The sequence below is a fragment of the Nocardioides pocheonensis genome (assembly GCF_003725535.1).
Classification (GTDB): domain Bacteria; phylum Actinomycetota; class Actinomycetes; order Propionibacteriales; family Nocardioidaceae; genus Marmoricola; species Marmoricola pocheonensis.
Genome location: NZ_RJSF01000040.1, coordinates 957,069 through 983,261, shown reverse-complemented (window position 1 = coordinate 983,261; position 26,193 = coordinate 957,069). Strand labels below are relative to the sequence as shown.

Here is a 26,193-nt window from a genome sequence, read left to right as displayed (position 1 = left end):
TCGAGTCTCACATGCCCTCGATCAGGCGCTCCACGCGTTCGTCGTGGGAGCGGAACGGGTCCTTGCACAGCACGGTGCGCTGGGCCTGGTCGTTGAGCTTCAGGTGCACCCAGTCGACGGTGAAGTCGCGGCGGCGCTCCTGCGCCCGCTTGATGAAGTTGCCCCGGAGCCGCGCACGGGTGGTCTGCGGCGGGATCGACTTGGCCTGGAAGATGGCGAGATCGTTGGTGACCCGGGCCACGGCGCCGCGCTTCTCGAGCAGGTAGTAGAGGCCCCGGTCGCGGTGGATGTCGTGGTAGGCCAGGTCGAGCTGGGCGATCCTGGGATGGCCCAGGGACAGGTCGTGCTGGGCGCGGTAGCGCTCGATCAGCTTCCACTTGATCACCCAGTCGATCTCGCGCTCGACCAGGGAGAAGTCCTCGGACTCGACTGCCTTCAGGCCTCGCTCCCACAGGTCGAGCGAGCGGTCGATGATCGGGGTGCGCAGCCCGCGCCGGTCGACGAAGTCGCGGACCCGGCCGAGGTACTCACCCTGGATGTCGAGCACGCTGGCCTCGCGGCCGTTGGCCAGTCGCACCTTGCGACGACCGGTGAGGTCGTGCGCGATCTCGCGGATGGCCCGGATGGGGTTCTCCATCGTGAGGTCGCGCATCACCACGCCCTCCTCGATCATCTGGAGGACGAGGTCGCAGGTGGCCACCTTGAGCATCGTGGTGGTCTCGCTCATGTTCGAGTCGCCGACGATCACGTGCAGGCGGCGGAACCGCTCCGCGTCGGCGTGCGGCTCGTCGCGGGTGTTGATGATCGGCCGCGACCGCGTGGTGGCGCTCGACACGCCCTCCCAGATGTGCTCCGCCCGCTGGCTCAGGGAGTACGACGCACCGCGCGGCGTCTGGATCACCTTGCCGGCCCCGCAGATCACCTGGCGGGTGACCAGGAACGGGATGAGCACGTCGGCGAGCTTGCTGAACTCGCCGTTGCGGCTGACCAGGTAGTTCTCGTGGCAGCCGTAGGAGTTGCCCGCGGAGTCGGTGTTGTTCTTGAACAGGTAGACGTCCCCGGAGATGCCTTCGTCGTGGAGCCGGCGCTCCGCGTCGATCAGCAGGCCCTCGAGGATCCGCTCCCCCGCCTTGTCGTGGGTGACCAGGTCGACGATGTCGTCGCACTCCGGGGTGGCGTACTCCGGGTGGCTGCCGACGTCGAGGTAGAGCCGGGCGCCGTTGCGCAGGAACACGTTGCTGCTGCGGCCCCAGCTGACCACCTTGCGGAACAGGTAGCGGGCGACCTCGTCCGGCGAGAGACGGCGCTGCCCCTTGAAGGTGCACGTGACGCCGTACTCGTTCTCGATCCCGAAGATCCGCCGGTCCACGGACCCACCCTATGACCCGGCGAGAATCCCGGAGAGCGAATCGCTGTCGAGTCGGCGGAACTTCCGCTGCTGCGGGCGCGTGCGGTCCAGCCACGCCACCTCCAGCTCGGTGACCGGAATGGTCCGGTCGCCGCTCTCGGAGTGACCGAGCGCCTGGACTGCGAGCCTGATCGCCTCGTCCCGAGTGAGCTCGGGCCGGTAGTGCTCCTTGAGGTACGTCGCGACCGACTCGGCGTCGCCGCCCATTGCGGCGAACCCGTGCTCGTCGGCCACCTGGCCGTCGTAGGTCAGCCGGTAGATCTGGTCCTCCTCGGACGTGTCACCGACCTCCGCCACGAAGATCTCCACCTCGTAGGGCTTCTCGCCGCCCGAGGAGAAGATCGTGCCGAGGGTCTGCGCGTAGGCGTTGGCCAGGCCGCGCCCCGTGACGTCCCGGCGGTCGTAGGAGTAGCCGCGCAGGTCCGCCAGGCGGACGCCGGCGATCCGCAGGTTCTCGAACTCGTTGTAGCGACCGACGGCGGCGAAGGCGATCCGGTCGTAGATCTCGCTGACCTTGTGCAGCGCCTGGGAGGCGTTCTCGGAGACGAACAGCACCCCGTCGGCGTACTGGACGACGACCACGGAGCGTCCGCGCGCGATCCCCTTGCGCGCGAAGTCCGCCCGGTCCTTCATCAGCTGTTCGGGGCTGACGTAGAACGGCATAGACATCTTGGGTGGGCCCTTTCTAGTTCAGGGCCGCGTGCGGGCCGTCGGGACGCTGCATCCGGCCGCCGATGACCCGGTCGGCGATCTCCGCGACGTCGGACTCGGTCATCCGCCGATGTCCGTCGGCGGTGATCACGCTGACCACGGGGAAGATCCTGCGGGTCAGGTCGGGGCCGCCGGTGGCGGAGTCGTCGTCGGCGGCGTCGTACAGCGCCTGGATGACCACGGTCACGCAGTCGAGCTCGGAGAGGTCCTCGCGGTAGAGCTTCTTCAGCGCCCCCTTGGCGAACATCGAGCCGGAGCCCACCGAGTGGAACGCGGTCTCCTCGTAGCGTCCGCCGGTGACGTCGTAGCTGAAGATCCGGCCCTGGTCGGCGGTGAGGTCGTAGCCCGCGAAGAGCGGGACGACCGCGAGGCCCTGCATCGCCAGGCCGAGGTTGCCCCGGATCAGCGCCGAGAGCCGGTTGGCCTTGCCGTCCATGGACAGCGTGGAGCCCTCGATCTTCTCGTAGTGCTCGAGCTCGGTCTGGAACAGCCGGACCATCTCCACGGCCAGCCCGGCGGTGCCGGCGATCCCGACCGCGGAGTACTCGTCGGCGGGGAAGACCTTCTCGATGTCGCGCTGGGCGATGATGTTGCCCATGGTCGCCCGGCGGTCGCCGGCCATGACCACGCCTCCCGGGAAGGTCGCCGCCACGATCGTGGTGGCGTGCGGGGCGAGCTCGGCGGCAGTGCCCTGCGGCAGGGTGCGGCGGGCAGGCAGGAGCTCCGGTGAGACGGCACCCAGGAAGTCGCTGAACGACGAGGTGCCGGGCGTCAGGAAGACGTCGGGCAGGCGGGCGTCACCGGACGAGCCGCGAGCCTGGCTCACTGTCCACCCTTCTGGATGAACGACTTGACGAAGTCCTCGGCGTTGGTCTCCAGGACGTCGTCGATCTCGTCCAGGATCGCGTCGATGTCCTCGTCGAGCTGCTCCTTGCGCTCGGTCACGGCGTCGGTGGACGCGGTGGCCTCCTCGACCTGCTCCTCGGACTCAGAGGACTTCCGCGGCTGCTTGTGCTCTTGCGCCATCAGCCTCTCCTTCCACTCCCCCAAAGACTTGGGATACCCCGACCCTATCGAGTCAGCGCAGAGAACAAGGCCAGAGCCGTGTCACTCGAGTCGATCAATTCGCCGACGTGCGCCTTGGTGCCCCGGCGGGGGTCGATCGTGGGCACCCGCTGGAGCGAGTCGTGGCCCGGCAGGTCGAAGATCACCGAGTCCCAGGAGGCCGCGGCGATGCTGTCGGGGTACTTGTCCAGGCAGCGCCCGCGGAAGTACGCCCGGGTGTCCTCCGGGGGCTCGTGCATCGCGGCCGTGATGGTCGTCTCGTCGAGGAGTCGCTCCATCCGGCCGAGACGGACGAGCCGGTGGTAGAGGCCCTTCTCGGGACGGAGGTCGGCGTACTGCAGGTCGATCAGGTGGAGCTTGGCGTCGTCCCAGTCGAGCCCGTCGCGGTCGCGGTAGGACTGCAGCAGCTTGAGCTTGGCGACCCAGTCGAGCTCCTGGGCACACTCCATCGGGTCGCGCTCGAGCCGGTTGAGCACGGACTCCCACCGGGCCATGACCTGGAGGGTCTGGTCGTCGGCGTCGTCGCCGTACTTCTGGTCGACGTACTTCTTGGCCAGGTTGAAGTACTCCCACTGCAGCTCGACGGCCGTGAGGGTCTGGCCGTCGGGGCGCTCCAGCAGGTGGGTGAGCGTCGGGTCGTGGGACACCGCCCGCAGCGACGCGACCGCACGCGTCACGGTGAGGTCGCTCTGGATGAACCGGTCCTCGATCATGTCGAGCACCAGGGCCGTCGTGCCGACCTTGAGGAACGTCGAGACCTCCGAGAGGTTGGCGTCGCCGATGATCACGTGCAGGCGGCGGTACTTCTCGGGGTCGGCGTGGGGCTCGTCGCGGGTGTTGATGATCGGCCGCTTCAGGGTCGTCTCGAGCCCGACCTCGACCTCGAAGTAGTCGGCACGCTGCGAGACCTGGAAGCCGTGCTCGCGACCGTCCTGGCCGATGCCGACGCGGCCCGCGCCGCAGACCACCTGGCGGGACACGAAGAACGGCGTCAGGTGGCGGACGATCTCGCCGAACGGCGTCGACCGCTTCATCAGGTAGTTCTCGTGCGCGCCGTACGACGCGCCCTTGTTGTCGGTGTTGTTCTTGTAGAGCACGATGTCCGGCTCTCCGGACACCGAGGCGAACCGGCAGGCGTCCAGGGCGACCTGCTCCCCCGCCTTGTCCCACCGCACCACGTCGAGGGGGTTGGTGCACTCGGGCGTGGAGTACTCGGGGTGGGCGTGGTCGACGTACAAGCGGGCGCCGTTGGTGAGGATCACGTTGGCCAGGCCCATGTCCTCGTCGGTCAGCTGGCTGGCGTCGGCCACGTCGCGGCTCATGTCGAAGCCGCGGGCGTCCCGCAGCGGCGACTCCTCCTCGAAGTCCCAGCGAGCCCGCCGGACGTGGAGGGCCGCGCTGGCGTAGGCGTTGACCAGCCGGGTGCTCGCCACCATGGGGTTCGCGTGGGGCTGACCCTGCACGGAGATACCGAACTCCGTCTCGGTGCCCATGATCCGCCGAACGCTCATGTGGTGAGCGTACGGCGGCTGGCAACGGCGCGTTCCGGCGCGGCCCGGATCCACCCGATGTGCTCAGATCCGCGTGTTATCGTCCTTGCGCTTTCGGGAGGGAACCGCGACCGTTCCAAGGGGGACTCAACTTTGCTGCGCACGCACAAGACTCGGCCTGTCGGCGGAGCGCTTGTCCTCGTCCTGACCCTGGTCGCCTCGCTCTGCGCCGGCGGGCTCGTCACGGCTGCCCAGGCCGACGACTCCACGACCCCCGCGGCGACGACCACGGCCTCGGGTGACCCGACGCCGCAGCACGCCTCGCTGCTGGGCTCCACGGGCACCGAGGCCAGGCAGGGGCTCGGTGCGCAGCTGGTCACGGCGCTCGGAGGGCCCGCGGTCGGCCCGGACGCGACCTGGGTGATCAAGCGCGGTCTCACCGAGTCGACGAACGTCGCGGTGAACGACTCCTGCGGAGGCGGTCCGACCCCCGCACCGTGCACCTACTCCTCGGCGACGCTGCCGGCCGGGTGGGGTGGCGGGATCGACGGCAACGGCGTCCTCACCGTCTGGGTGCCCGGTCGCACCGTGCCCGGCGCCTACACGATCACCTACAACGTCAGCGACCCGAGCGGGCCTCCGACCCCGGTCCAGGCGCAGCTGACCGTGGCCGTGACCCAGGACGACTACAACCCGCCGGCCGGCATGATCTTCAGCCACCCGTACCGCAAGGGCTTCCGCACCCTGATCCGCAACCACGTCCTGCGCACGATCAACAGCGTGCCGTCGGGCGCCTCGATCCAGGTCGCCTCCTGGTCGTTCGCGAGCAGGGACTACCGCCTCGCGCTCAAGTCGGCCATGTCTCGCGGGGTCAAGGTCCAGATCGTGCTCTCGCAGCGCAACACCCGGCGGAACTCCGACTACAAGCTCCTCGCCCGCATCTTCGGCACGTCCGTCACGCCGGACGGCTCCTGGGTCCGTCGCTGCTCGCTGTCCTGCCGCGGCACCAGCGGCACGATGCACTCGAAGATCTTCCTGTTCAGCCAGGCCTACCGCACGCCGTACGTCGACATCAGCGGCTCCGCCAACCTCACCGACTTCGCCGTGACCAACCAGTGGAACCAGATGAACACGGTGACCGGCGACCAGGCGGTGTACGCCGAGGCGGTCCGGATCTTCAACGAGATGGCCGCGGACCGCCCGGCGCCGTACGTCGAGACCCACTACCCGAACCTGTGGACCTACTACTACCCGCGGGGCAGGGCCACGCCGGCGAACGACTTCATGCTCCAGGCGCTCGCGCCGGTCCGCTGCACGGGCGCGGTCAACGCCGGCAAGGGCGGGCGGACGATCATCAAGATCGCGATGTACGCCTGGTACCAGGCGCGTGGTCAGTGGCTGGCCAAGCGCGTCCGGCAGCTGTGGAACCAGGGCTGCCAGGTCCAGATCGTGTTCGCGATCTCCAGCAACCCGGTGAAGACGATCCTCTACTCGCCGTCGGGTCGTGGACGCATCCCGATGCGACAGATCCTGCTGACCAACAAGAAGCACGTCCCGATCTACTACCTGCACGACAAGTGGGTCTCGATCACCGGCAACTACGGTGGCGTGCCGAACAACTCCGTCTCGTTCCAGGGGTCGTTCAACTTCTCCGACCTCGGGTTCGCCTCCGACGAGCAGTTCCAGATGATCCGCGGCCGCGACGCCTACAACCGGTTCTCCCGGGACTTCACGCTGCTGTGGACCGACCGGCAGGCTCGGGCCCCCTCGCCGATCAGCAAGATCCCGACGATCGAGGGTCGCTACAGCCAGAACGACCTTCGCCTCGGCACCGGCGTCTACCGGTACATGGAGGCCGACTGATGCACCCCGGCTCTGCGCCCGTCCGGCGGGCGCACGCGACGCGTGCGCTCGTGGCGGTCGTGCTGCTCGCTCTCGCCGTGACGCTGGTCGCGGCGCAGCCCTCGGGTGCCGCGCGGTCCCACGCGGTGACCTCGACGACGGAGGCGACGGCCGGCGGGGCCGCGAGGCCCGCGCTGCTGCCCCTGCGCGCGCCCGAGCACTACACCCCTCCCCAGGGCGCGAAGTTCAACCACTGGAACATCGCCCGCTACCGCAACGTGATTCGGCGGCACATGCTGCACACGATCAACTCGGTCCCGCGTGGCGCCACGATCCGCTGGATGGTCTTCTCCTTCGGCGACTGGGCCATCGAGAGGGCGCTCGTGCGGGCCCGCAACCGGGGGGTCAGCGTGCAGGTCCTCGGCAACTACAAGAACCGCCAGACCTGGGCGCCGTGGCGCAAGTTCCAGGCGACGCTGGGCACGGCGACCACGAAGAAGGGCCGCGACCCCGAGACCCTCAGCTGGGCGCGCCAGTGCAGGTTCTCCTGCCGCGGCTGGGGCGGCAACCTGCACATGAAGCTGTACCTGTTCAGCCAGGTGGCCAACGTGCCCACGGTGACGATGTACGGGTCCTGGAACCCCACCTGGGTGGCCAACCAGCGCCAGTGGAACCACCTGGATACCCGCTGGGACCCGGACACATACAACCACTGGCTGGGCGTCTTCGCCCAGGCCAAGCGGGATCGCCCGGTGGGCTACGCGCACTGGGAGTCCGGCGGCATGGAGAACTTCGCGTTCCCCAAGCCCGGCACCCACGCCGACACCGACCCGATCTACGCCGAGCTCGGCAAGATCTCGTGCGTGAGCCCTCCGGACGCCACGGGCGCCACGCACGCCACGGTGGTCCGGATCGGGATGTACGTCTTCGGGGGCGGCCGCGGCACCTGGATGGCCCACCGGATCCGCTCGCTGTGGAACCAGGGCTGCGACGTCGCCATCGTCTACGGCTTCACCAGTCCCCGTGCCCTCTCCATCCTGTACTCCCCCTCCGGGCGCGGCCGCATCCCGATGAAGCAGTGCATGAAGATCGAGAACGGCATCCCCTACCGCTACCTGCACGACAAGTACGTCGCGGTGAGTGGCGTGTACGACGGCGTACCGGGCTCCAACGTCGTCTGGGCCGGCTCGACGAACTTCTCGATGCTCGGGTTCTCCGCCGACGACCTGACGGTGCGGACCATGGACGCCGGCAACACCCAGCAGTACTTCCAGGACTTCAAGATCACCTGGAACGGTCCGAACGCCCACAAGCCGCACGCCGGGCTGGCCAACCCCGAGGCCCGCACCGCCGGCGGCAAGCTGTCGCAGCAGCTGCGCGCGCCACTGGGACAGGGCTACTACTCGGCTCTCGAGGCCGACTGACCCACACCCCGGCTGGTTGAGCCTGCCGAAACCACCGTGACGGCTCGACGCACCGGGTTTCGAGGCGGTTGCTGCCGCAACCGCACCTCAACCAGCAACGGTTCGCCAGCCGAAGCCAGGCCGCACCACGGCTGGTTGAGCCTGCCGAAACCACCCGTCGCCCCCCGCCGGAGCTGCAGGTCAGGACGGAGACGCATGAGGTTTCGGCCCGCCGTTGCGGGTTCGCAAGCTCACCCGCAGGCTCGCTCAACCTCTTCGGGTCGAGACCTCGCTCGTTCCTCGCGAGGTCTCGCCTCAGAGGTACTGGCCCGTGTTGGACACCGTGTCGATCGAGCGGCCCGGCTCGGTGCCCTGCTTGCCCGTGATGAGCGTGCGGATGAAGACGATCCGCTCGCCCTTCTTGCCGGAGATGCGAGCCCAGTCGTCGGGGTTCGTGGTGTTCGGGAGGTCCTCGTTCTCCTTGAACTCGTCCACGCAGGCCTGCAGCAGGTGCTGGACGCGCAGGCCCTTCTGGTCGTTGTCGAGGAGGTCCTTGATCGCCATCTTCTTCGCACGGTCCACGATGTTCTGGATCATCGCCCCGGAGTTGAAGTCCTTGAAGTACAGGACCTCCTTGTCACCGTTGGCGTAGGTCACCTCGAGGAAGCGGTTCTCCTCGGACTCGGTGTACATCCGCTCGACGGTCGCGGTGATCATCCCGGCCACCGTGGCGTTCCGGTCGCCGCCGAACTCGGCGACGTCCACGGCGTGCAGCGGCAGGTCGGGGGTGAGGTACTTGGAGAAGATGTCACGGGCGGACTCGGCATCGGGGCGCTCGATCTTGATCTTCACGTCCAGCCGGCCCGGTCGCAGGATCGCCGGGTCGATCATGTCCTCTCGGTTGGAGGCGCCGATCACCAGGACGTTCTCGAGGAGCTCGACGCCGTCGATCTCGCTGAGCAGCTGCGGGACGATGGTGTTCTCGACGTCGGAGGAGACACCCGAGCCGCGGGTGCGGAACAGGGAGTCCATCTCGTCGAAGAACACGATGACGGGGGTGCCCTCGCTGGCCTTCTCCCGGGCGCGCTGGAACACCAGCCGGATGTGGCGCTCGGTCTCCCCGACGTACTTGTTGAGCAGCTCGGGGCCCTTGATGTTCAGGAAGTAGCTCTTGCCCTCCTGACCCGTCTTCGCCGCGACCTTCTTCGCCAGCGAGTTGGCGACGGCCTTGGCGATCAGGGTCTTGCCGCAGCCCGGAGGGCCGTAGAGGAGCACACCCTTGGGCGGCTTCAGCTTGTGCTCCTTGAACAGGTCCGGGTGCAGGTACGGCAGCTCGACCGCGTCGCGGATCTGGTCGATCTGGTTGCCCAGGCCGCCGATGGCGGCGTAGTCGATGTCCGGGACCTCCTCGAGGACGAGCTCCTCGACCTCCGACTTGGGCACCTTCTCGTAGACGTAGCCGGACCGGCCGTCGAGCAGCAGCGAGTCGCCGGCGCGCAGCTTCGCCGCACGCAACGGCTCCGCGAGGCGGACGACGCGTTCCTCGTCGGCGTTCGCGATGATCAGGGCGCGCTCGCCGTCGGCGAGCAGCTCCTTGAACATGACCACCTCGCCGATCTCCTCGAACTCCAGCGCCGCGACGACGTTGAGCGCCTCGTTGAGCATGACCTCCTGGCCACGCGTCAGCGAGTCCAGGTCGACGTTGGGGCTCACGGTGACCCGCAGCTTGCGGCCGCCGGTGAACACGTCGACGGAGTCGTCGTCGTTGCGGGCGAGGAAGGTGCCGAAGCCGGTCGGCGGCTGCGCGAGCCGGTCGACCTCCTCCTTGAGGGTCGTGATCTGGTCACGTGCCTCGCGCAAGGTCGCCGCGAGGCGCTCGTTCTGGGCGGTGACGGCGGCCAGCGAGCGCTGCGTGTCGATCAGGCGCTGCTCGATCTGGTCGGATCCGACCGGGCCCTCGGCGAGTCGGCGTCGCAGCTCGCCCACCTCGGCCTCGAGGAACGCGACCTGGCTCATCAGCTGCGCGGTGTCCTGTCCTTCAGCGCCGGCGCCTGTCATCGGACCTCACCTCCACGGGGTCGAACGTCTGTTTCGACCCTACCTGCGTAGATCACCGGATGCTCAAGAGATACATCACGTGTTGGTCACTGTCTGATCGGCGACTTTTTCCCGAACCTGATGCTTGTCCCTCGCCGGGCGGGGTAAGGGTCCGGACAAGTCTGAGTAAACACCTGTGCACCGAATCGCTCGAGGAGTCCCGCCGATGAGCACGACCGTTCCGTGGCACCGTGTCCGCGAACTGGGCAGCAAGCTGACCACGCCGCTCCACCCGGACGACTACCTGCGCCTGGTGAACCCCTTGTGGACCGCCCGTGAGCTCCGCGGCAGGGTCGAGAAGGTCGTCCCCGAGACCGACGACGCGGCGACACTCGTGATCCGGCCGGGCTGGGGGTGGCAGTACCGCCACCGCCCCGGCCAGTACGTCGGCATCGGCGTCCAGGTCGACGGGAAGTTCCAGTGGCGCTCCTACTCGGTGAGCTCACCGCCGGAGCGCTCCGGGCGGACGATCGCGATCACGGTCCGTGCGATGCCGGAGGGGTTGCTGTCCGCCCACCTGGTGCAGGGGCTGGCCCCCGGCACCATCGTCCGGCTCGCGCTGCCCGAGGGCGACTTCGTGCTCCCCGACCCGCCGCCGCCCCGGATGCTGTTCCTCGTCGGAGGCAGCGGGATCACCCCGGTGATGGCGATGCTGCGCACGCTCGACCGGCGCGCCGGGGAGAACGGGAGGGCGATGCCGGACGTCGTCCTGCACTACTCCTCCCCGACCCCTGACCGGATGATCTTCCGCGACGAGCTGCACGCGATGGCCGAGCGCCACGACGGCCTCGCGCTGCACGAGCTGCACACCGATCTCGACGGCATGCTCGACCTCGCCGACCTCGACCGGATCTGCCCCGACTGGCGCGAGCGCGAGACCTGGGCGTGCGGGCCCGGACCGATGCTCGACGCCGTGGAGGCGCACTACGAGGAGGCCGGCCTCGCCGACCAGCTTCACCTCGAGCGGTTCTCGCTGGACCTGCGCGGTGAGGGCGGCGAGGGCGGCACGATCACCTTCCGCAACTCCGGCAAGTCGATCGAGGCCGACGGCGCCACCACGATCCTGGAGGCGGGCGAGCAGGCGGGCGTGGGCATGCCGTTCGGCTGCCGCATGGGGATCTGCCACACCTGCACGCTGCGGCTGGTCGACGGCACGATCCGCGACCTCCGCAACGGCGACGAGTTCGGCCAGCCGAACGAACCCGTGCAGACCTGCATCACCGCCGCCGTCGGTGACTGCACCTTCGACATCTAGCCCCACCCAGCCAGGCCCGAACACCCCCAGCACATCCCGGCCGACCGTTCCCGACCACGAGGAGACCATCGATGGCCATCGCAGACGTCAAGGAGTACACCCACCTCACCGAGGAGGAGGTCGAGCAGATCGGACGCGAGCTCGACGCGATCCGGACCGAGATCGAGGAGTCACGCGGAGCCGCCGACGCGGCGTACATCAACCGGCTGATCAGGATCCAGCGCGGCCTCGCCGCTGCCGGCCGGGTCACCCTCGCCGTCGGCACCCAGTCGAAGAAGACCCGGAAGCCCGCGTGGGTGGCCGGCGCCGCCCTCCTCGGACTGGCCAAGATCCTCGAGAACATGGAGATCGGGCACAACGTCATGCACGGCCAGTGGGACTGGATGAACGACCCCGAGATCCACTCCAGCAACTGGGAGTGGGACACCGCGCAGCCCGCCGAGCAGTGGAAGCACAGCCACAACTACGTGCACCACCAGTTCACCAACGTGCTCGGCTACGACAACGACATCGGCTACGGCATCCTGCGGATGGCGCGCGAGCAGAAGTGGCACCCCGCGAACATCGGCCAGCCGGTGTACAACGCGATGCTGGCGACGCTCTTCCAGTGGGGCGTGGCCCTGCACGACCTGGACATCGAGCGGATCCGCAAGCGCGAGAAGGACCCCAAGGAGATGAAGCGGCAGCTGCGCCAGATCCTGCGCAAGGGCCGCAACCAGATCCTCAAGGACTACGTGGTCTACCCGGCGCTGTCGGGTCGCAACTGGAAGGCGACGATCACGGCGAACGCCACCGCGAACCTCGCCCGCAACCTCTGGTCCTACGTGATCATCTTCTGCGGCCACTTCCCCGACGGCGCGATGCACTTCACCGAGGAGGAGCTCGAGGACGAGACGCGGTCCGAGTGGTACCTGCGCCAGATCCTCGGCGCGGCGAACTTCGAGGGCGGGCCGCTGCTGCACATCCTCAGCGGCAATCTCGGGTTCCAGATCGAGCACCACCTCTACCCCGACCTCCCGAGCAACCGGTACGCCGAGATCGCGGTCAAGGTCCGCGCTCTCTGCGACAAGTACGACATCCCCTACACGGTCGGCCCGCTGCACCGGCAGTACGGCCAGGCGCTGCGGACGATCATCAAGCTGTCGCTGCCGAACCACATGACCTCCAGCGACGACCCCGCGCCCCCGCAGCGGTCCGACACGGCGAACGAGCCGTCGCTCGACCGGCGGCGCAAGTCCGACGAGGAGCGGCCCCCGCGGCGCGTGGAGCTCGGCGCCTGGACCCGCAGCGCCGGTGAGCGGAGCCACGACTGATGGACCCCGCGCCGCTGCCTTTCGGTGAGCGCGACCCGGACCCTGAGCTCGGGGTCCCGGTCCCGTTCGCCTGCACCACGTCGTACGCCGAAGCGGCGCGGGCCGCGCCGTCGATCCGGCAGCTGGACCACCGCCGGGTGACCCAGTGCGCCCTGAGCCGGGTGTGCGGGGTGTGCGGGTCACCGCTGGGCCGTCCGATCGCGTTCGTCGGCAGCCCCGCCGAGGCGGACCGGAACGCCTTCCACTTCCCGCCGTGCCACCTGGAGTGCGCCCAGGCGCTGCTCGACGCGGTCGCGCCTGTGGACGTCGCTGTGCTGGGTCAGCCGGAGACCGTCGACGCGTGGGTGCTGACCACGACCGCGGCGTTCGAGTACGTCCGGCCGAGCCTCGAGGACGCCGACCGGCGGCCGACCTTCGAGCCGTACGAGGTGCTCACCTCGACCCGGTGAGGCTCAGCGCTCCGGGTCGGGGTCGGCCACGTCGGCCGGCCGGGGACCGCTGTAGTCCTCTCCGTAGGCACCCGGGGCCGGTCGCCGCTTCTTCCGCGGCGCGGCGTTGCCCGGCGCCATCCGCCGCGACGTCACCAGGAAGCCCGTGTGCCCGTTCATCCGGTGGCTCGGCCGGACGGCGAGGCCCTCGACGTGCCACTCGCGCACGAGCGTCTCCCAGGGGTGCGGCTCGGTGAACTCGCCGTGGGCGCGCAGTGTCTCCACGGTGCGCGCCAGCTGGGTGGTGGTGGCGACGTAGGCCACGACCACACCGCCCGGTGCGAGCGCGTCGGCCACGACGTCGATGCACTCCCAGGGAGCCAGCATGTCCAGCACCACCCGGTCGACCGTGCCCGGGTTCTCCCCGTCCGGGAGCGCCTCGACGAGGTCGCCGACGGTGAGCTGCCAGGCGGGGTGGTCACCACCGAAGAACTGGGTGACGTTGCGTCGCGCGACGTCGGCGAACTCCTCGCGCCGCTCGTACGACGACACGCGGCCCGTCGGACCGACCGCCCGCAGCAAGGAGCACGTGAGCGCGCCGGACCCGACGCCCGCCTCGACCACGCGGGCTCCGGGGAAGATGTCGGCCATCGCCACGATCTGGGCGGCGTCCTTGGGGTAGACGACCGCCGCGCCGCGCGGCATCGAGACCACGAACTCGCTGAGCAGCGGGCGGAAGACGAGGTACTCGCCGCCGGAGGTGGACGTCACGGTGAAGCCCTCGTCCCGGCCGATCAGGTCGTCGTGCTGGATCGCGCCACGGTTGGTGTGGAACGCGGCGCCGGCCACCAGGCAGAGGTTGTGGCGCCGGCCCTTCGCGTCGACGAGGCGCACCCACTCGCCGGCGACGAGCGGTCCGCGGCGCACGCCGGAGTAGTCGCCGCTCATCGGCGCGCACCGGCCTCGAACGCGGCATCGACGTCGGCGGTCGAGAGCAGGCCGTAGACGGCGCCGTCGGGCTCGACCAGGACGTACTCCGACGCGGGCGTGTGCCCGAGGGCGCGGACGAGGTCCTCCCCCGCGATCTCCGCCGGGAGCACGAGTCCCTCCGAGAGGGTGCGCGCGATCGCGGACGCGGGCATCCAGGGTCGCCGGTCCTCCGGCGTCGCCAGCAGGGCCGCCTCGCTGACGATGCCGACCAACGCGCCGTCGGGGGCGTGCAGAACGATCCCTCCAGCCTGGGCGTCCTGGGCGCGGCGTACGGCCTCGCTCACGGGCGTCTCCTCCGGTACGACGACCACGCGCCGGGCCAGCGGTCGCGCCTTCAGCGACGGCAGCCGGCGACGGATGCGCGCGCTGATCATCGAGCTCGTCGCGCCGGACCAGAGGAAGCCGGCCACGATCGCCGCGAGCACGAAGTCGAACAGCTGCGGCCGGACGTCGAACACGACCTGCGCGACCACGGGCCACAGCAGCGCGGCCACCGCCACGACACGACCGGTCCAGGCAGCCACCATCGTGCCGCGGTGCATGTTGCCCGCCAGGCGCCACACGACCGCGCGCAGCACGCGCCCGCCGTCGAGGGGCAGCCCGGGCACCAAGTTCAGGATGCCGACGACCAGGTTCGCGTAGGCGAGGCCCTCGACGGCCATCCGGGTGAGCCCGTCGGGCACCACCTGGAGCGCCGCCACGGCGGCGAGACCGACCGCCAGCGAGGTCAGCGGCCCCACGACGGCGATCTTGAACTCCTGGCCCGGCGTGCCCGCCTCGCCCTCGATCTCGGTCATCCCGCCGAGGAAGTGCAGGCTGATCGAGCGCACGGGCAGGCCGAAGTGCTTGGCGACCAGGGCGTGGGACATCTCGTGGAGGAGCACCGAGAGGTAGAGCAGCACCGCGAAGGCGAGCCCGGCGACGTACTTCAGCACTCCCAGGCCCGGCTCCACCTGCTCGACCTGCGGAGCCAGCATCACGGCGATGAGGAGCGCGATCAGCAGCCACGAGGCCCGCACGTAGACGTCGATGCCCCCGATCGAGCCGATCCGGTAGCTGCCCGGCGGACGGCTGGGAGGGGAAGAGTCGTCGTGGGCCACGGAGAAACGCTAGCGCGAGGCTCCGCTGTCGGTGCGCACGCCTAGGGTCGTGGCATGGCGGAGACAGCACCCGACGTGCCCGCGGGCCTCGTGCGGGCCTCGTGGGCCGGGACGGCCACCGTGGTCGACGGTGTCGAGGTGGTCGGTGCGCTGTCGCCCAGCCGTGCCGGTGACTTCAAGGACTGTGCCCTGAAGTTCCGGTTCCGGACGATCGACCGGCTCCCCGAGCTGCCCTCCCCTGCCGCGGTGCGCGGCACGGTCGTCCACCAGGTGCTCGAGGACCTGTTCGACCTGCCCGCGGCGGAGCGCACGCCGGAGCAGGCCGAGCAGATGGTTCCCGCCGCCTGGGCCCGGGTGCTCGAGCTGGAGCCCCGCGTCGGCGGGCTCTTCGACGACGAGGCCGTGCCCGGGTCCGGTGACGGACCGGAGGCCGCCTGGCTCGACTCCTGCCGGTCGGTCCTGCGCCGCTACTTCGAGGTGGAGGATCCCCGTCGGCTGGAACCGGCAGAGCGCGAGCTGTACGTCGAGACGCTGCTCGACTCGCGGCTGCTCCTGCGTGGCGTCATCGACCGGCTCGACGTCGCCGCCGACGGCGCCGTGCGCGTCGTCGACTACAAGACCGCCAGCTCACCGGCTCCCGGTCACGAGGGCCGCGCCCTCTTCCAGATGCGCTTCTACGCGCTGGTGATCTGGCGCAGTCGCGGGCTCCTCCCGGCGATGCTCCGGCTGGTCTACCTCGGCGACGGCACCACGGTCAGCTACCGGCCCGACGAGGACGACCTCCGCGCGCTGGAGCGCCAGCTCGAGGCCCTCTGGCACGCGATCGCGCTCGCCCACGAGACCGGCGAGTGGTTGCCCCGGCGGTCCCCGGGGTGCTCCTGGTGCGACTTCCGCGCGTTCTGCCCGGAGTTCGGCGGCACTCCCCCGCCGCTGCCGACGCCCGCCGACGCGTCAGACCAGTCGGCCGGCGGAGACCTGCTCGACGAGCTGGCCGAGGTCGTCGGGCTCGAGCCCGACCAGTGAGTCGCGGAAGACGCGGCGGTCGCCCTCGAGCACCGGCACGTGGTTCGGGACCACCAGCACGGCGCACCCGGCCGCCTCGGCCGACTTGGCCCCGGTGTTGGAGTCCTCGATCGCCACGCAGGCCGCGGTCTCGACCCCGAGGAGCGCCGCTGCCGTGAGGTAGGGCTCCGGGTGCGGCTTGCCCACCGTGACCGCATCCCCGGTCACGACGGCCGCGAACGAGCCCGGGGGCAGCGCCGCGAGCACCGGCGCGACGAAGCGCTCGTAGGACATCGTCACGAGGGCGCACGGCACCCCGGCGGTCCGTAGCCTCTCGAGCAGCTCGACGGCGCCGGGGCGCCACGGGACGCGCTCCTGGATCCGCTCGATGACGCCGTCGAGGAGCTTCTCGACGATCTGCTCGGGCGGCAGGTCGACCCCGCCGTGGTCGCGGATGTACGCCCCGGAGACGAGCAGGTCGTTGCCGACCAGGTTGAGCGCGTGCTCCTGGCTCCAGGTGCCGCCGTGCTCGGCCACGAGGGCGTACTCCACGTCGATCCAGTACGGCTCGGTGTCGACGAGGGTGCCGTCCATGTCCCAGAGCACCGCGGCGGGTGGCTGGGCGGCTCGCTCAGTCCTCAGGGTTGTAGCCCAGGTTCGGGGACAGCCAGCGCTCGGCCTCCTTCAGGGTCCAGCCCTTGCGTCGCGCGTAGTCGGCCACCTGGTCCTGGCCCAGCCGACCCACCACGAAGTACTGCGACTGCGGGTGGGAGAAGTACCAGCCGCTCACGGCAGCACCGGGCCACATGGCCATCGAGTCGGTGAGCTCGATGCCGGTGGTCTCCTGGACGTCCAGGAGCTCCCACAGGGTGCGCTTCTCGGTGTGCTCGGGGCAGGCCGGGTAGCCCGGCGCCGGCCGGATGCCGACGTACCGCTCCCCGATCAGGGACGCGTTGTCCAGCTCCTCGTCGGCGGCGTACCCCCAGAACTCCTTGCGGACCCGCTCGTGCATGCGCTCGGCGAACGCCTCGGCGAGCCGGTCGGCCAGTGATTCGAGCAGGATCGCGCTGTAGTCGTCGAGATCGGCCTTGAACTCGGTGATCTTGTCCTGGCTGCCGAGCCCGGCCGTGACCGCGAAGGCGCCGACGAAGTCCTCCAGCCCGGTCTCCTTCGGTGCCACGAAGTCGCCGAGCGAGCGGTTCGGGATGCCCTCGCGGTGCTCGCCCTGCTGGCGGAGGTTGCGCAGCGTGACCCGGACCTGCGAGCGGGACTCGTCGCTGTAGACCTCGATGTCGTCGCCGACCGCGTTGGCCGGGAACAGCCCGATCACGCCGTTCGCGGTCAGCCACTTCTCCTTGATCAGCCGGTCGAGCATGTCCTGGGCGTCGTCGTACAGCTTGCGGGCGGCCTCGCCGGACGTCGGGTTGTTGAGGATGTCGGGGAACTTGCCCTTCATCTCCCAGGCGTTGAAGAACGGCTGCCAGTCGATGTACTCGCGCAGCTCGGCGACGTCGTAGTCGGAGAACACCCGGACCCCGGGCTGCTTGGGGGCCGGCGGGACGTAGCCGTCCCACTCGATCGGGGTGCGGTTCTCCCGGGCCTTGGTCAGCGTCAGCAGCGGCCGATCGTGCTTGGCGGCGTGGCGCTCGCGCAGCGCGGCGTAGTCCTCGTCGGTCGCGGCCAGCAGCGCCGGACGCTGCTCGTCGGAGAGCAGGGCGGCCGCGACGGGCACCGACCGGGAGGCGTCCTTGACCCAGATCACCGGGCCCGAGCGGCGGGGCGCGACCTTGACTGCCGTGTGCGCGCGCGAGGTGGTCGCGCCGCCGATCAGCAGCGGGATCTGCAGGCCTTGCCGCTCCATCTCGACCGCGAAGTTGACCATTTCGTCGAGGGACGGCGTGATCAGGCCGGAGAGGCCGATGATGTCGGCGTCGACCTCCTTGGCCTTGTCGAGGATCTTCTGCGCCGGCACCATCACGCCCAGGTCGATCACGTCGTAGTTGTTGCACTGGAGCACGACGCCGACGATGTTCTTGCCGATGTCGTGCACGTCGCCCTTGACCGTGGCCATCACGATCGTGCCGTTCCTGGTCTCGGCGTCGCCGGGCTGCTTCTCGGCCTCGATGAACGGCAGCAGGTACGCAACGGCCTTCTTCATCACGCGCGCGGACTTCACGACCTGCGGGAGGAACATCTTCCCGGAGCCGAACAGGTCGCCGACGACGTTCATGCCGTCCATCAGCGGGCCCTCGATCACCTCGATCGGCCGGCCGCCGGCCGCGGAGATCTCGGCGCGCAGCTCCTCGGTGTCGTCCTCGACCCAGCTGTCGAGACCCTTGACCAGCGCGTGGGTGATCCGCTCGCGCACGGGCAGGCCGCGCCACTCGTCGACGGCGGCGGGGTCCTTCTCCTGGCCGGCGGTGTTGTAGCGCTCGGCGATCTCGAGGAGCCGCTCCGCGGCGTCGGGTCGGCGGTTGAGGACGACGTCCTCGATCCGGTCGCGCAGCTCGGGCTCGATCTCGTCGTACACGACGAGGGCACCGGCGTTGACGATGCCCATGTCGAGCCCGGCCTCGATGGCGTGGAACAGGAACACCGCGTGGATCGCCTCGCGCACCGGGTTGTTGCCGCGGAAGGAGAACGAGACGTTCGAGATCCCGCCCGAGATCAGCGCACCGGGCAGGTTCGCCTTGATCCAGCGGCAGGCCTCGATGAAGTCGATGCCGTACGTCGCGTGCTCCTCGATGCCCGTGGCCAGCGCGAAGCAGTTCGGGTCGAAGATGATGTCCTCGGCCGGGAAGCCGACGTCCTCGGTGAGGATCCGGTAGGCGCGCCCGCAGATCTCCTTGCGTCGCTCGAGGTTGTCGGCCTGGCCGTCCTCGTCGAAGGCCATCACGACCACGGCCGCGCCGTACTTGCGGCACAGGCGCGCCTCGCGCACGAACTTCTCCTCGCCCTCCTTGAGCGAGATGGAGTTCACGATGGGCTTGCCCTGGACGTTCTTCAGGCCGGCCTCGATCACCTCGAACTTCGAGGAGTCGACCATCACGGGCACCCGGCTGATGTCGGGCTCGCTCGCGACCAGCTTGAGGAAGCGGTCCATCGCGGCGACGCCGTCGATCATGCCCTCGTCCATGTTGACGTCGATCACCTGCGCGCCGTTCTCCACCTGCTGCGCGGCGACGGACAGGGCGGTGTCGTAGTCGCCGGCCTTGATCAGGTTGCGGAAGCGGGCGGAGCCGGTGATGTTGGTGCGCTCGCCGACGTTGACGAAGAGGGAGTCGGGGGTGATGTTCAGCGGCTCGAGGCCGGACAGCCTCATCGCCGGGGCGATCTCGGGAACCGGTCGCGGTTCGACGCCGTCGACGATCCGAGCGATCGCGGCGATGTGGTCGGGGGTGGTGCCGCAGCAGCCACCGACGATGTTCACCAGGCCGGCGCCGGTGAACTCCTGGAGCACGGCGGCCATCTGGTCGGCGGTCTCGTCGTACTCGCCGAACGCGTTGGGCAGCCCGGCGTTCGGGTAGCACGAGACGAAAGCGTCGGCGATCCGCGAGAGCTCCGCGAGGTAGGGACGGATCTCGGCGGCCCCGAGCGCGCAGTTCAGCCCGATCGCGAGCGGGCGCGCGTGGCGCATGGAGTTCCAGAACGCCTCGGTGACCTGCCCGGACAGGGTGCGGCCGGAGGCGTCGGTGATCGTGCCGGAGATGATCACCGGCCAGCGGCGGCCCCGCTCCTCGAACAGGGTCTCGAGGGCGAAGATCGCGGCCTTGGCGTTCAGCGTGTCGAAGATGGTCTCGATGAGGAGCAGGTCGGCACCACCGTCGACCAGGCCGTTGGCCTGCTCCAGGTACGCCGTGACCAGCTGGTCGTAGGACACGTTGCGCGCGGCCGGGTCGTTGACGTCCGGCGAGATCGATGCGGTCCGGTTGGTCGGGCCGAGTGCGCCGGCGACGTACCGGGGATGGTCGGGCGTGGCTACGGCGTCGGCGGCCGCCCGCGCCAGTCGGGCGCCCTCGAAGTTCAGCTCGTAGGCCAGCTCCTCCATGCCGAAGTCGGCCTGCGCGATCGTGGTGGCCGAGAAGGTGTTGGTCTCGACGATGTCCGCTCCGGCCCGGAGGTACTCCTCGTGGATCGAGCGGATCATGTCGGGCTGGGTGAGCACGAGCAGGTCGCTGTTGCCCTTGACGTCGCTGGGCCAGTCACGGAACCGCTCGCCGCGGTACTCCGTCTCGCCCGGCGCGTGGCGCTGGATCATCGTGCCCATGGCACCGTCGATCACCAGGATGCGCCTGCGCAGCAGCTCGGTCAGCTCTGCGGTGGCGTCCGGTCGCACCAGGGACTCGGTTGCGCTCACGCCTGCTCCTTCCGTTTCGGAAGGCGTCCTTGGGATCTCGCCGAGCGTGGCGGGCCGCGCGGACCCGTTGCAACGCCTCTCGGCCCGCCAAGTCTAGGGGGTGGACCCGCACGCGGCCGGGTTGTTTCGCCCAGAGGACACCAGGTGGTACCGGCCCGGGCCTAGGCTTGCTGCCGTGATCGAGATCGAGGAGGTGCACCCGCTCACGCGGCCGGTGCTGATCTGCGCCTTCGAGGGGTGGAACGACGCGGCCGGCGCGGCGACCGGGGTGATCGACCACCTCATCGACGTGTGGGGTGCGCAGCTGATCGCCGCGGTCGATCCTGACGACTTCTACGACTTCCAGGTGAACCGGCCGATGGTCGCCACGACCGACGAGGGGATGCGCCGGATCACCTGGCCGTCGACCCAGCTGTTCGTCGCCCGGCCGCCCGGGTCGCACCGCGACGTGGTGCTGCTGCGCGGGATCGAGCCGAACATGCGCTGGCGGCAGTTCTGCGCGGAGCTGCTGGCCGCGGCCGACGAGCTCGAGGTGGAGCTCGTGGTCACCCTCGGGGCCCTGCTCGCCGAGACACCCCACACCCGTCCGATCCCGGTGACCGGCACCGCCACCGAGCTCGACCTCGACGACCGGCTCAAGCTCGAGCCGTCGACCTACGAGGGGCCGACCGGGATCGTCGGCGTGCTCCAGGACGCCTGCTCCCGCGTGGACCTGCCGGCGGTGTCGTTCTGGGCGGCCGTCCCGCACTACCTGCCGCAGCCCCCGTGCCCCAAGGGCACCCTCGCGCTGCTCACCCAGGTCGAGGACGTCCTCGAGCTCTCCGTGCCGCTCGGCGACCTGCCCGAGGAGACCCGCGCGTGGGAGCGAGGCGTGGCCGAGCTCGCCGAGGAGGACGAGGACGTCGCGGAGTACGTCCGCAGCCTCGAGGAGTCCAAGGACACCGCCGAGCTGCCCGAGGCGAGCGGCGAGGCGATCGCGCGGGAGTTCGAGCGCTACCTCAAGCGTCGGGAGAACCCGGGCGACACCGGCGGCGCGGGCTGACGCCTCTGACGCGGGTCCGCGTCAGAGCTGGAGACCCAGCGCCGCGTCGGCCAGCGCCCGTACGACGTCGCCGGCTCCCTGCTCGGTCGCGTCGCCTGCCTCGGTCGCGGTGGCCCAGGTGTTCAGGGTGATCAGGGCACCGGGCGCGTCCAGGTCGGTGGCGAGCGCGGTCAGCACGGACTCCACGACCGGCGCGGTGGGCGCCCCGGCCTCCCGGGCCACGGCTGCGCGCAGCCGCTCCAGCAAGGTCTGCGCCTGCTCGAGCCCGGCCGGCTCCCACTCCCAGTCGCTGCGGTAGTGGTGTGCCAGCAGGGCCAGCCGGATCGCCATCGGATCGACGCCCTGCTGCCGCAGTCGCGAGACCAGCTCGAGGTTGCCCTTGGACTTCGACATCTTCTCGCCGTCCAGGCCGACCATGCCGGCGTGCGCGTAGGCGCGGGCGAACCGGTGAGCGGGGTCGACGACCTGGGCCTCGGCGGCGCTCATCTCGTGGTGCGGGAAGACCAGGTCGCTGCCACCGCCCTGGACCTCGAAGCCCGCACCGAGGTGCTCGCGCGCGATCGCCGAGCACTCGATGTGCCAGCCCGGCCGGCCGCGGCCCAGGCTGGTGGCCCAGGCCGGGTCGTCAGGACGCTCGGCCTGCCAGAGCAGGCAGTCGAGCGGGTCCTTCTTGCCGGGGCGGTCCGGGTCGCCCCCACGCTCCGCGAACACCTCGAGCATCCGGTCGCGCGACCAGCCGGAGACCGTGCCGAACGTCGGGTCGGCGGTCACGGAGAAGTAGAGGTCGGAGCCGTCCTCGGCGGTGCTCGTGGGCACCTCGTAGACCGCCCCGCTCTCCTTGAGCCGCTCGATCATGTCGACGACCAGCGGGATCGACTCGACCGCGCCGACGTACTCGTCGGGCGGGAGCACGCGCAGCGCCTCCATGTCCGTGCGGAAGAGCTCGGTCTCGCGCTCGGCCAGCTCGGTCCAGTCCTCGCCGGTCTCGACAGCGCGCTCCAGCAGCGGGTCGTCGACATCGGTGACGTTCTGCACGTAGCGGACGGCGTGCCCGGCACTGCGCCAGGCGCGGTTGAGCAGGTCGAAGGCGACGTACGTGGCGGCGTGCCCCATGTGCGTCGCGTCGTACGGCGTGATGCCGCAGACGTACATCCGTGCCGTGCCGTCCGCCGGCACCAGCTCCACGAGCTCGCCGGTGGAGGAGTCGTGGACCCGCACCTGCGGGCCGCGCACCGGCACGGTGGGGACGTCGGGAGCAGGCCAGGCGCGCATGCGAGAGAGACTAGCCAACCGCCGCAGCGCGACTCGCGCTGACATCGGTCGACAGCGCCCGATCAGAAGGCCGGCCAGGGGATCGACGGCCAGCCGGGCGACGGCTCGGGGAACCTGCAGGCCCGAAGCAGGCGATCCAGCCGACGGCGCGTGGCGGCGATCTCGTTGCGGGTGAGGAGGCCGGAGAGCCGCTCGCCGAGGTCGGTCGCGAGCAGTTGCGCCAGCGCGGCCAGGTCGGCAGCGTCGGCGTCGTCGAGAGGTTCCCCGTGGAATCCCCAGAGGACCGTGCGGAGCTTGTCGTCGACGTGGAAGCACACGCCGTGGTCCACGCCGTACCGGTGCCCGTCGCGCATCGCCAGGACGTGGCCGCCCTTGCGGTCGGTGTTGTTGACGACGACGTCGAACAGCGCCATCCGGCGCAGGGCCACGGTGTCCTCGTGCACGAGCATCACCGGGCGCTCGTCCTGGTCGAACGCGTCGAGCACGTGCAGCAGACCGGCCGGGACCGGCCCGTCGGGCAGGAGATCGACCGGCGCCTGCTCCGGGTCGGGCTCGCACCAGAGCTGCACCATGCCAGGGCCGGCGCTGCCCTCGCGCAGGACGGTCGGCGGGACGACGTCCCAGCCGAGCGCCTCGGAGACCAGCCAGGCGGCGTACTCGCGGGCAGCGAGGGTTCCGTCCGCGAAGTCCCACAGCGGCCGCTCCCCCGCGACCGGCTTGTACACCGCACGGACACCGGCGTCCTCCGGGCCGAGCCGGCACAGGAAGGTGGTGTTCGAGGCCGGCATGATCCGGCCCAGCACGGTGAGCTCGCCGTTCATCAGCAGGTCGTCGGGACCGACGTTCGCCTCGGCGCTCATGTCGGGTGGCGCCGGAAGCCGTTGGCACGCGGGCAGAGATGGCCGGCCGGGTCCACGGGGCCGCCGCAGAACTGGCACGCCGGGCGGCCCGCCGAGACCACGGACGCCGCACGGGTCGCGAACACCCGCGCCTGGACGGGCGTGAGCCGGACGACGAACAGCTCCTCCGGCTCCGGCTCGTCGATCGGCAGGTCGACGAGGTCCTCCTCGTCGGCCTCGATCGGCACGTCGACCTCGACGACTGGGAACACCTCGATCACCACGCGCTCGTCCTCGGCGTCCCACGAGAGCGTGATCGTGCCGGCCCGGAACTCCTCGGCGATCGGCTGCTCCAGCGGCGCGTTGTCGACCTGCTCGACGGGTGTGATCGCCGGGATCAGGCTCGCCACGCCGCCTGCCGACATCAGCTCGTCGAGCAGCTCGTCGATGCGCTCCCCCAGGATCGCCACCTGCTGCTTCTCGAGCGCCACACTCGTCACCCGGAGGCCCTCGCGCGCTTGCAGGAAGAACGTGCGGTGACCGGGCTCGCCCACGGTCCCCGCGACGAACCGCTCAGGCGGGTCGAACCGGTGCACGACAGGTGGCATGGATCGAGCCTACGGGCTGGAGGTGAGCGGCTGGAGGGTCACGGGCTGGGAACCGTGGGGCCCGCACCGCCGCCGAGCTTCTCCTCGGGCAGCTCCTGCTGCCGGGCGAGATGGGCGAGCGAGCCGTCCGTGGTGTTCATCGCCAGGACGTAGGACCGGTGCGGCGTGTAGCGGACGACCGAGAGGCTCGCGGGATCCACGACGATGCGCTGGAAGGCGTCGAGGTGGACGCCCAACGCGTCCGCCAGGACCGACTTGATCACGTCGCCGTGCGCGACGGCGAGCCACACCGCGTCGTCGCCGGAGGCCTCCGTCACGCGCGCGTCCCAGGCCCGCACGGCCCGGATCGCCCGCGCCGACATCTCGGCCATCGCCTCGCCCCCGGGGAACCGCACTCCCGCCGGGTGTGCCTGGACGACCTTCCACAGGTCCTCCTTGACCAGCTCCTTCATCGGCCGCCCGGTCCAGTCGCCGTAGTCGCACTCGGTCAGGCCGCGCTCGACGCGTGCCCGCACCCCGCTGCCGCGCAGCAGGATCGACGCAGTGTCCTTGCAGCGCTCGAGCGGGCTGGTGACCCCCGCGGCCAGCGGCAGGCCCGCGAGCCGGCGGGCGGCGTCCTCGGCCTGGCGCACCCCGACGTCGTCGAGCCTGACGCCCGCAGAACGGCCGGCGAGCACACCCTGCACGTTCGCGGCGGTGCGGCCGTGCCGCGCAAGGATCACCGTTGCCACGCGGGGAGCCTATCGAGCGCCCGACGAGCATGCCCGTCGTGCCCGAGTGCCTGGTCGAGGCCCGAGTGCGCATGCTCGTCGAGGGCGCGTGGGCGACGTCGCGTCGACGAGCGAAGCGAGGAACATGGAGGCGAGCCTACGCAGGCGCGCCCGCCGACCCGCCTACGCTGGCCGGGTGATCGTCGACAACGCGCTCTACCGCAGTGGCGTCCGGGTCGACTGCGGCACGGAGACCGCCGACCTGGCCGGCGTACGCGCCCTGGCGATCGGTGCCGAGGACTTCGTCTGGATCGGGCTCCACGAGCCCACGCCCGACGAGCTGGCGGCGGTCGCCGACCTCTACGACCTGCACCCGCTCGCGGTCGAGGACGCGTTGTCGGCCCACCAGCGGCCCAAGCTCGAGCGGTACGACGACTCGCTGTTCATGGCACTCAAGACCCTCTGGTACGTCGACGCCGATGACGCCGTCGAGACCGGTGAGATCAACATGTTCGTCGGCCCGAAGTTCGTGGTGACCGTCCGCCACGGCGAGGGTGGCGGCCTCCACCAGGCCCGCCTCCAGCTCGAGGGCATGCAGAAGCTGCTCGCGCACGGACCGTCCGCCGTCGTGTACGCCGTGTGCGACCAGGTGGTCGACCGCTACGAGGAGGTCGCGGCCTCCCTCGTCGAGGACGTCGACGAGGTCGAGTCCTCGGTCTTCGCCCCCGAGCGGACCCGCGACGCCGAGCGGATCTACGTGCTCAAGCGCGAGCTTGCGGAGATGCGCCGCGCGGTGCTGCCTCTCCGCGATCCGGTGCACCGCTTCGCCACCGGCGCAGAACGGCGGATCGACTCCGAGGCGGCGCCGTACTTCCGCGACGTCGCCGACCACCTCTCACGGGTCGCCGAGACCATCGACGAGCTCGAGACCCTGCTCACCGCGGTCTTCGAGGCGCACCTGGCCCAGATCACGGTCCAGCAGAACGACGACATGCGGAAGATCTCGGCGGCCGTCGGCCTGGTCGCGGCGCCGACGCTCATCGCGGGCGTGTACGGCATGAACTTCCAGCACATGCCCGAGCTCGGGTGGATCCTCGGCTACCCGATGTCGCTGCTGATGATGGCCGGCAGCTCGCTGGCGATCTGGATCGTCGCCCGCCGCGCCGGCTGGTTGTGATCCGAGCCGACCGGGACGCGAGGTACGAGCGACCCGGTCGACGCGAGGAGGTCGAGCGAGCCTCGCTCGCGCGAGCGTGCGAGC

General features: G+C 70.3%; 22 protein-coding genes and 1 riboswitch. Of the genes, 8 read left to right on the top strand and 14 right to left on the bottom strand.

Annotated features, from left to right (window positions below):
• Positions 1–7: 7 nt before the first annotated feature.
• From pafA to dop, 5 genes are read right to left on the bottom strand one after another with little or no spacing between them, the layout of a single operon-like run.
• Positions 8–1,369: a Pup--protein ligase gene (pafA, locus tag EFL26_RS15550; RefSeq protein ID WP_123223734.1), complete on the bottom strand. Its 1,362-nt coding sequence runs from the start codon at positions 1,367–1,369 to the stop codon at positions 8–10.
• 9 nt (positions 1,370–1,378) lie between these two features.
• Complete coding sequence (prcA, locus tag EFL26_RS15545) at positions 1,379–2,077, bottom strand: proteasome subunit alpha (RefSeq protein ID WP_123223733.1); 699 nt, start codon at positions 2,075–2,077, stop codon at positions 1,379–1,381.
• A gap of 16 nt (positions 2,078–2,093) precedes the next feature.
• Entirely contained in the window at positions 2,094–2,945 is an 852-nt protein-coding gene (gene prcB, locus EFL26_RS15540) for a proteasome subunit beta (protein WP_123223732.1), read from the bottom strand.
• Positions 2,942–3,145 carry a ubiquitin-like protein Pup gene (locus EFL26_RS15535; RefSeq protein ID WP_123223731.1) on the bottom strand — a complete coding sequence of 68 codons (204 nt, stop codon included), beginning with the start codon at positions 3,143–3,145 and terminating at the stop codon, positions 2,942–2,944. Before EFL26_RS15535 ends, prcB begins: the two co-directional genes overlap by 4 nt.
• A gap of 44 nt (positions 3,146–3,189) precedes the next feature.
• Positions 3,190–4,695 (bottom strand): depupylase/deamidase Dop, encoded by a 1,506-nt coding sequence (gene dop / locus EFL26_RS15530; RefSeq protein ID WP_123223730.1) that lies wholly within the window; start codon positions 4,693–4,695, stop codon positions 3,190–3,192.
• Between the two features lie 132 nt (positions 4,696–4,827).
• On the opposite strand from dop, the gene EFL26_RS15525 reads away from it, so the two are divergent.
• Both EFL26_RS15525 and EFL26_RS15520 read left to right on the top strand, forming a co-directional pair.
• The gene (locus EFL26_RS15525; RefSeq protein ID WP_123223729.1) at positions 4,828–6,537 is read left to right on the top strand and encodes a phospholipase D-like domain-containing protein; all 1,710 of its coding nucleotides are present in this window, start codon (positions 4,828–4,830) and stop codon (positions 6,535–6,537) included.
• Positions 6,537–7,940 carry a phospholipase D-like domain-containing protein gene (locus EFL26_RS15520; RefSeq protein WP_123223728.1) on the top strand — a complete coding sequence of 468 codons (1,404 nt, stop codon included), beginning with the start codon at positions 6,537–6,539 and terminating at the stop codon, positions 7,938–7,940. Before EFL26_RS15525 ends, EFL26_RS15520 begins: the two co-directional genes overlap by 1 nt.
• Before the next feature lie 294 nt (positions 7,941–8,234).
• On the opposite strand, the gene arc is transcribed toward EFL26_RS15520, so the two are convergent.
• A complete protein-coding gene (gene arc / locus EFL26_RS15515) occupies positions 8,235–9,977 on the bottom strand; it encodes a proteasome ATPase (RefSeq protein WP_123223727.1) in 1,743 nt (580 codons plus the stop codon).
• Positions 9,978–10,182: 205 nt separating this feature from the next.
• Here arc and EFL26_RS15510 point away from each other — a divergent pair, with 205 nt between their 5' ends.
• The 3 genes from EFL26_RS15510 (at position 10,183) to EFL26_RS15500 (ending at position 13,033) form a co-directional block, all read left to right on the top strand.
• Positions 10,183–11,271, top strand: a complete 1,089-nt coding sequence (locus tag EFL26_RS15510; protein ID WP_123223726.1) for a ferredoxin reductase — start codon at positions 10,183–10,185, stop codon at positions 11,269–11,271.
• Between the two features lie 71 nt (positions 11,272–11,342).
• Complete coding sequence (locus tag EFL26_RS15505; protein ID WP_123223725.1) at positions 11,343–12,584, top strand: fatty acid desaturase family protein; 1,242 nt, start codon at positions 11,343–11,345, stop codon at positions 12,582–12,584.
• On the top strand, positions 12,584–13,033 hold the full coding sequence (locus EFL26_RS15500; RefSeq protein WP_123223724.1) for a hypothetical protein: 450 nt from the start codon (positions 12,584–12,586) through the stop codon (positions 13,031–13,033). The genes EFL26_RS15505 and EFL26_RS15500 overlap by 1 nt, the downstream gene beginning before the upstream one ends.
• A 3-nt stretch (positions 13,034–13,036) precedes the next feature.
• Here EFL26_RS15500 and EFL26_RS15495 read toward each other — a convergent pair whose 3' ends face one another.
• Together EFL26_RS15495 and EFL26_RS15490 are read right to left on the bottom strand one after the other, a co-directional pair.
• Positions 13,037–13,960 carry a tRNA (adenine-N1)-methyltransferase gene (locus tag EFL26_RS15495; RefSeq protein WP_123223723.1) on the bottom strand — a complete coding sequence of 308 codons (924 nt, stop codon included), beginning with the start codon at positions 13,958–13,960 and terminating at the stop codon, positions 13,037–13,039.
• Positions 13,957–15,102 (bottom strand): site-2 protease family protein, encoded by a 1,146-nt coding sequence (locus EFL26_RS15490; protein WP_246000213.1) that lies wholly within the window; start codon positions 15,100–15,102, stop codon positions 13,957–13,959. The genes EFL26_RS15495 and EFL26_RS15490 overlap by 4 nt, the downstream gene beginning before the upstream one ends.
• 54 nt (positions 15,103–15,156) lie before the next feature.
• Here EFL26_RS15490 and EFL26_RS15485 point away from each other — a divergent pair, with 54 nt between their 5' ends.
• Positions 15,157–16,125, top strand: coding sequence for a RecB family exonuclease (locus EFL26_RS15485; protein ID WP_123223722.1), 969 nt, complete (start codon positions 15,157–15,159; stop codon positions 16,123–16,125).
• On the opposite strand, the gene EFL26_RS15480 is transcribed toward EFL26_RS15485, so the two are convergent.
• Together EFL26_RS15480 and metH are read right to left on the bottom strand one after the other, a co-directional pair.
• The gene (locus EFL26_RS15480) at positions 16,054–16,710 is read right to left on the bottom strand and encodes an HAD family hydrolase (protein WP_281273757.1); all 657 of its coding nucleotides are present in this window, start codon (positions 16,708–16,710) and stop codon (positions 16,054–16,056) included. The two genes, EFL26_RS15485 and EFL26_RS15480, sit on opposite strands and share 72 nt — an antisense overlap.
• A gap of 25 nt (positions 16,711–16,735) precedes the next feature.
• Positions 16,736–20,461: a methionine synthase gene (gene metH, locus EFL26_RS15475; protein WP_123223721.1), complete on the bottom strand. Its 3,726-nt coding sequence runs from the start codon at positions 20,459–20,461 to the stop codon at positions 16,736–16,738.
• A 14-nt stretch (positions 20,462–20,475) separates the two neighbouring features.
• Positions 20,476–20,548: riboswitch (S-adenosyl-L-homocysteine riboswitch) on the bottom strand.
• A gap of 88 nt (positions 20,549–20,636) precedes the next feature.
• Here metH and EFL26_RS15470 point away from each other — a divergent pair.
• A complete protein-coding gene (locus EFL26_RS15470; protein ID WP_123223720.1) occupies positions 20,637–21,503 on the top strand; it encodes a PAC2 family protein in 867 nt (288 codons plus the stop codon).
• 21 nt (positions 21,504–21,524) lie between these two features.
• Here EFL26_RS15470 and mshC read toward each other — a convergent pair whose 3' ends face one another.
• The 4 genes from mshC to EFL26_RS15450 form a co-directional block, all read right to left on the bottom strand.
• The gene (gene mshC / locus EFL26_RS15465) at positions 21,525–22,775 is read right to left on the bottom strand and encodes a cysteine--1-D-myo-inosityl 2-amino-2-deoxy-alpha-D-glucopyranoside ligase (RefSeq protein ID WP_123223719.1); all 1,251 of its coding nucleotides are present in this window, start codon (positions 22,773–22,775) and stop codon (positions 21,525–21,527) included.
• A gap of 62 nt (positions 22,776–22,837) precedes the next feature.
• Positions 22,838–23,635, bottom strand: a complete 798-nt coding sequence (locus EFL26_RS15460; protein WP_123223718.1) for an SCO1664 family protein — start codon at positions 23,633–23,635, stop codon at positions 22,838–22,840.
• Positions 23,632–24,222, bottom strand: coding sequence for a DUF3090 domain-containing protein (locus tag EFL26_RS15455; RefSeq protein ID WP_123223717.1), 591 nt, complete (start codon positions 24,220–24,222; stop codon positions 23,632–23,634). The genes EFL26_RS15460 and EFL26_RS15455 overlap by 4 nt, the downstream gene beginning before the upstream one ends.
• Before the next feature lie 38 nt (positions 24,223–24,260).
• On the bottom strand, positions 24,261–24,953 hold the full coding sequence (locus EFL26_RS15450; protein WP_123223716.1) for a histidine phosphatase family protein: 693 nt from the start codon (positions 24,951–24,953) through the stop codon (positions 24,261–24,263).
• A 175-nt stretch (positions 24,954–25,128) separates the two neighbouring features.
• Here EFL26_RS15450 and corA point away from each other — a divergent pair, with 175 nt between their 5' ends.
• Positions 25,129–26,109, top strand: coding sequence for a magnesium/cobalt transporter CorA (corA, locus tag EFL26_RS15445; RefSeq protein ID WP_123223715.1), 981 nt, complete (start codon positions 25,129–25,131; stop codon positions 26,107–26,109).
• The last annotated feature ends 84 nt before the right edge of the window (positions 26,110–26,193 follow it).

Bases quoted from the DNA above. Each gene is read 5' to 3' on its own strand.
- prcA (WP_123223733.1), bottom strand. From the start codon at position 2,077: ATGTCTATGCCGTTCTACGTCAGCCCCGAACAGCTGATGAAGGACCGG.
- EFL26_RS15455 (WP_123223717.1), bottom strand. From the start codon at position 24,222: ATGCCACCTGTCGTGCACCGGTTCGACCCGCCTGAGCGGTTCGTCGCG.
- EFL26_RS15485 (WP_123223722.1), top strand. From the start codon at position 15,157: ATGGCGGAGACAGCACCCGACGTGCCCGCGGGCCTCGTGCGGGCCTCG.
- arc (WP_123223727.1), bottom strand. From the start codon at position 9,977: ATGACAGGCGCCGGCGCTGAAGGACAGGACACCGCGCAGCTGATGAGC.
- EFL26_RS15495 (WP_123223723.1), bottom strand. From the start codon at position 13,960: ATGAGCGGCGACTACTCCGGCGTGCGCCGCGGACCGCTCGTCGCCGGC.
- EFL26_RS15520 (WP_123223728.1), top strand. From the start codon at position 6,537: ATGCACCCCGGCTCTGCGCCCGTCCGGCGGGCGCACGCGACGCGTGCG.
- EFL26_RS15535 (WP_123223731.1), bottom strand. From the start codon at position 3,145: ATGGCGCAAGAGCACAAGCAGCCGCGGAAGTCCTCTGAGTCCGAGGAG.
- EFL26_RS15460 (WP_123223718.1), bottom strand. From the start codon at position 23,635: ATGAGCGCCGAGGCGAACGTCGGTCCCGACGACCTGCTGATGAACGGC.
- mshC (WP_123223719.1), bottom strand. From the start codon at position 22,775: ATGCGCGCCTGGCCTGCTCCCGACGTCCCCACCGTGCCGGTGCGCGGC.
- dop (WP_123223730.1), bottom strand. From the start codon at position 4,695: ATGAGCGTTCGGCGGATCATGGGCACCGAGACGGAGTTCGGTATCTCC.
- EFL26_RS15500 (WP_123223724.1), top strand. From the start codon at position 12,584: ATGGACCCCGCGCCGCTGCCTTTCGGTGAGCGCGACCCGGACCCTGAG.
- EFL26_RS15505 (WP_123223725.1), top strand. From the start codon at position 11,343: ATGGCCATCGCAGACGTCAAGGAGTACACCCACCTCACCGAGGAGGAG.
- EFL26_RS15510 (WP_123223726.1), top strand. From the start codon at position 10,183: ATGAGCACGACCGTTCCGTGGCACCGTGTCCGCGAACTGGGCAGCAAG.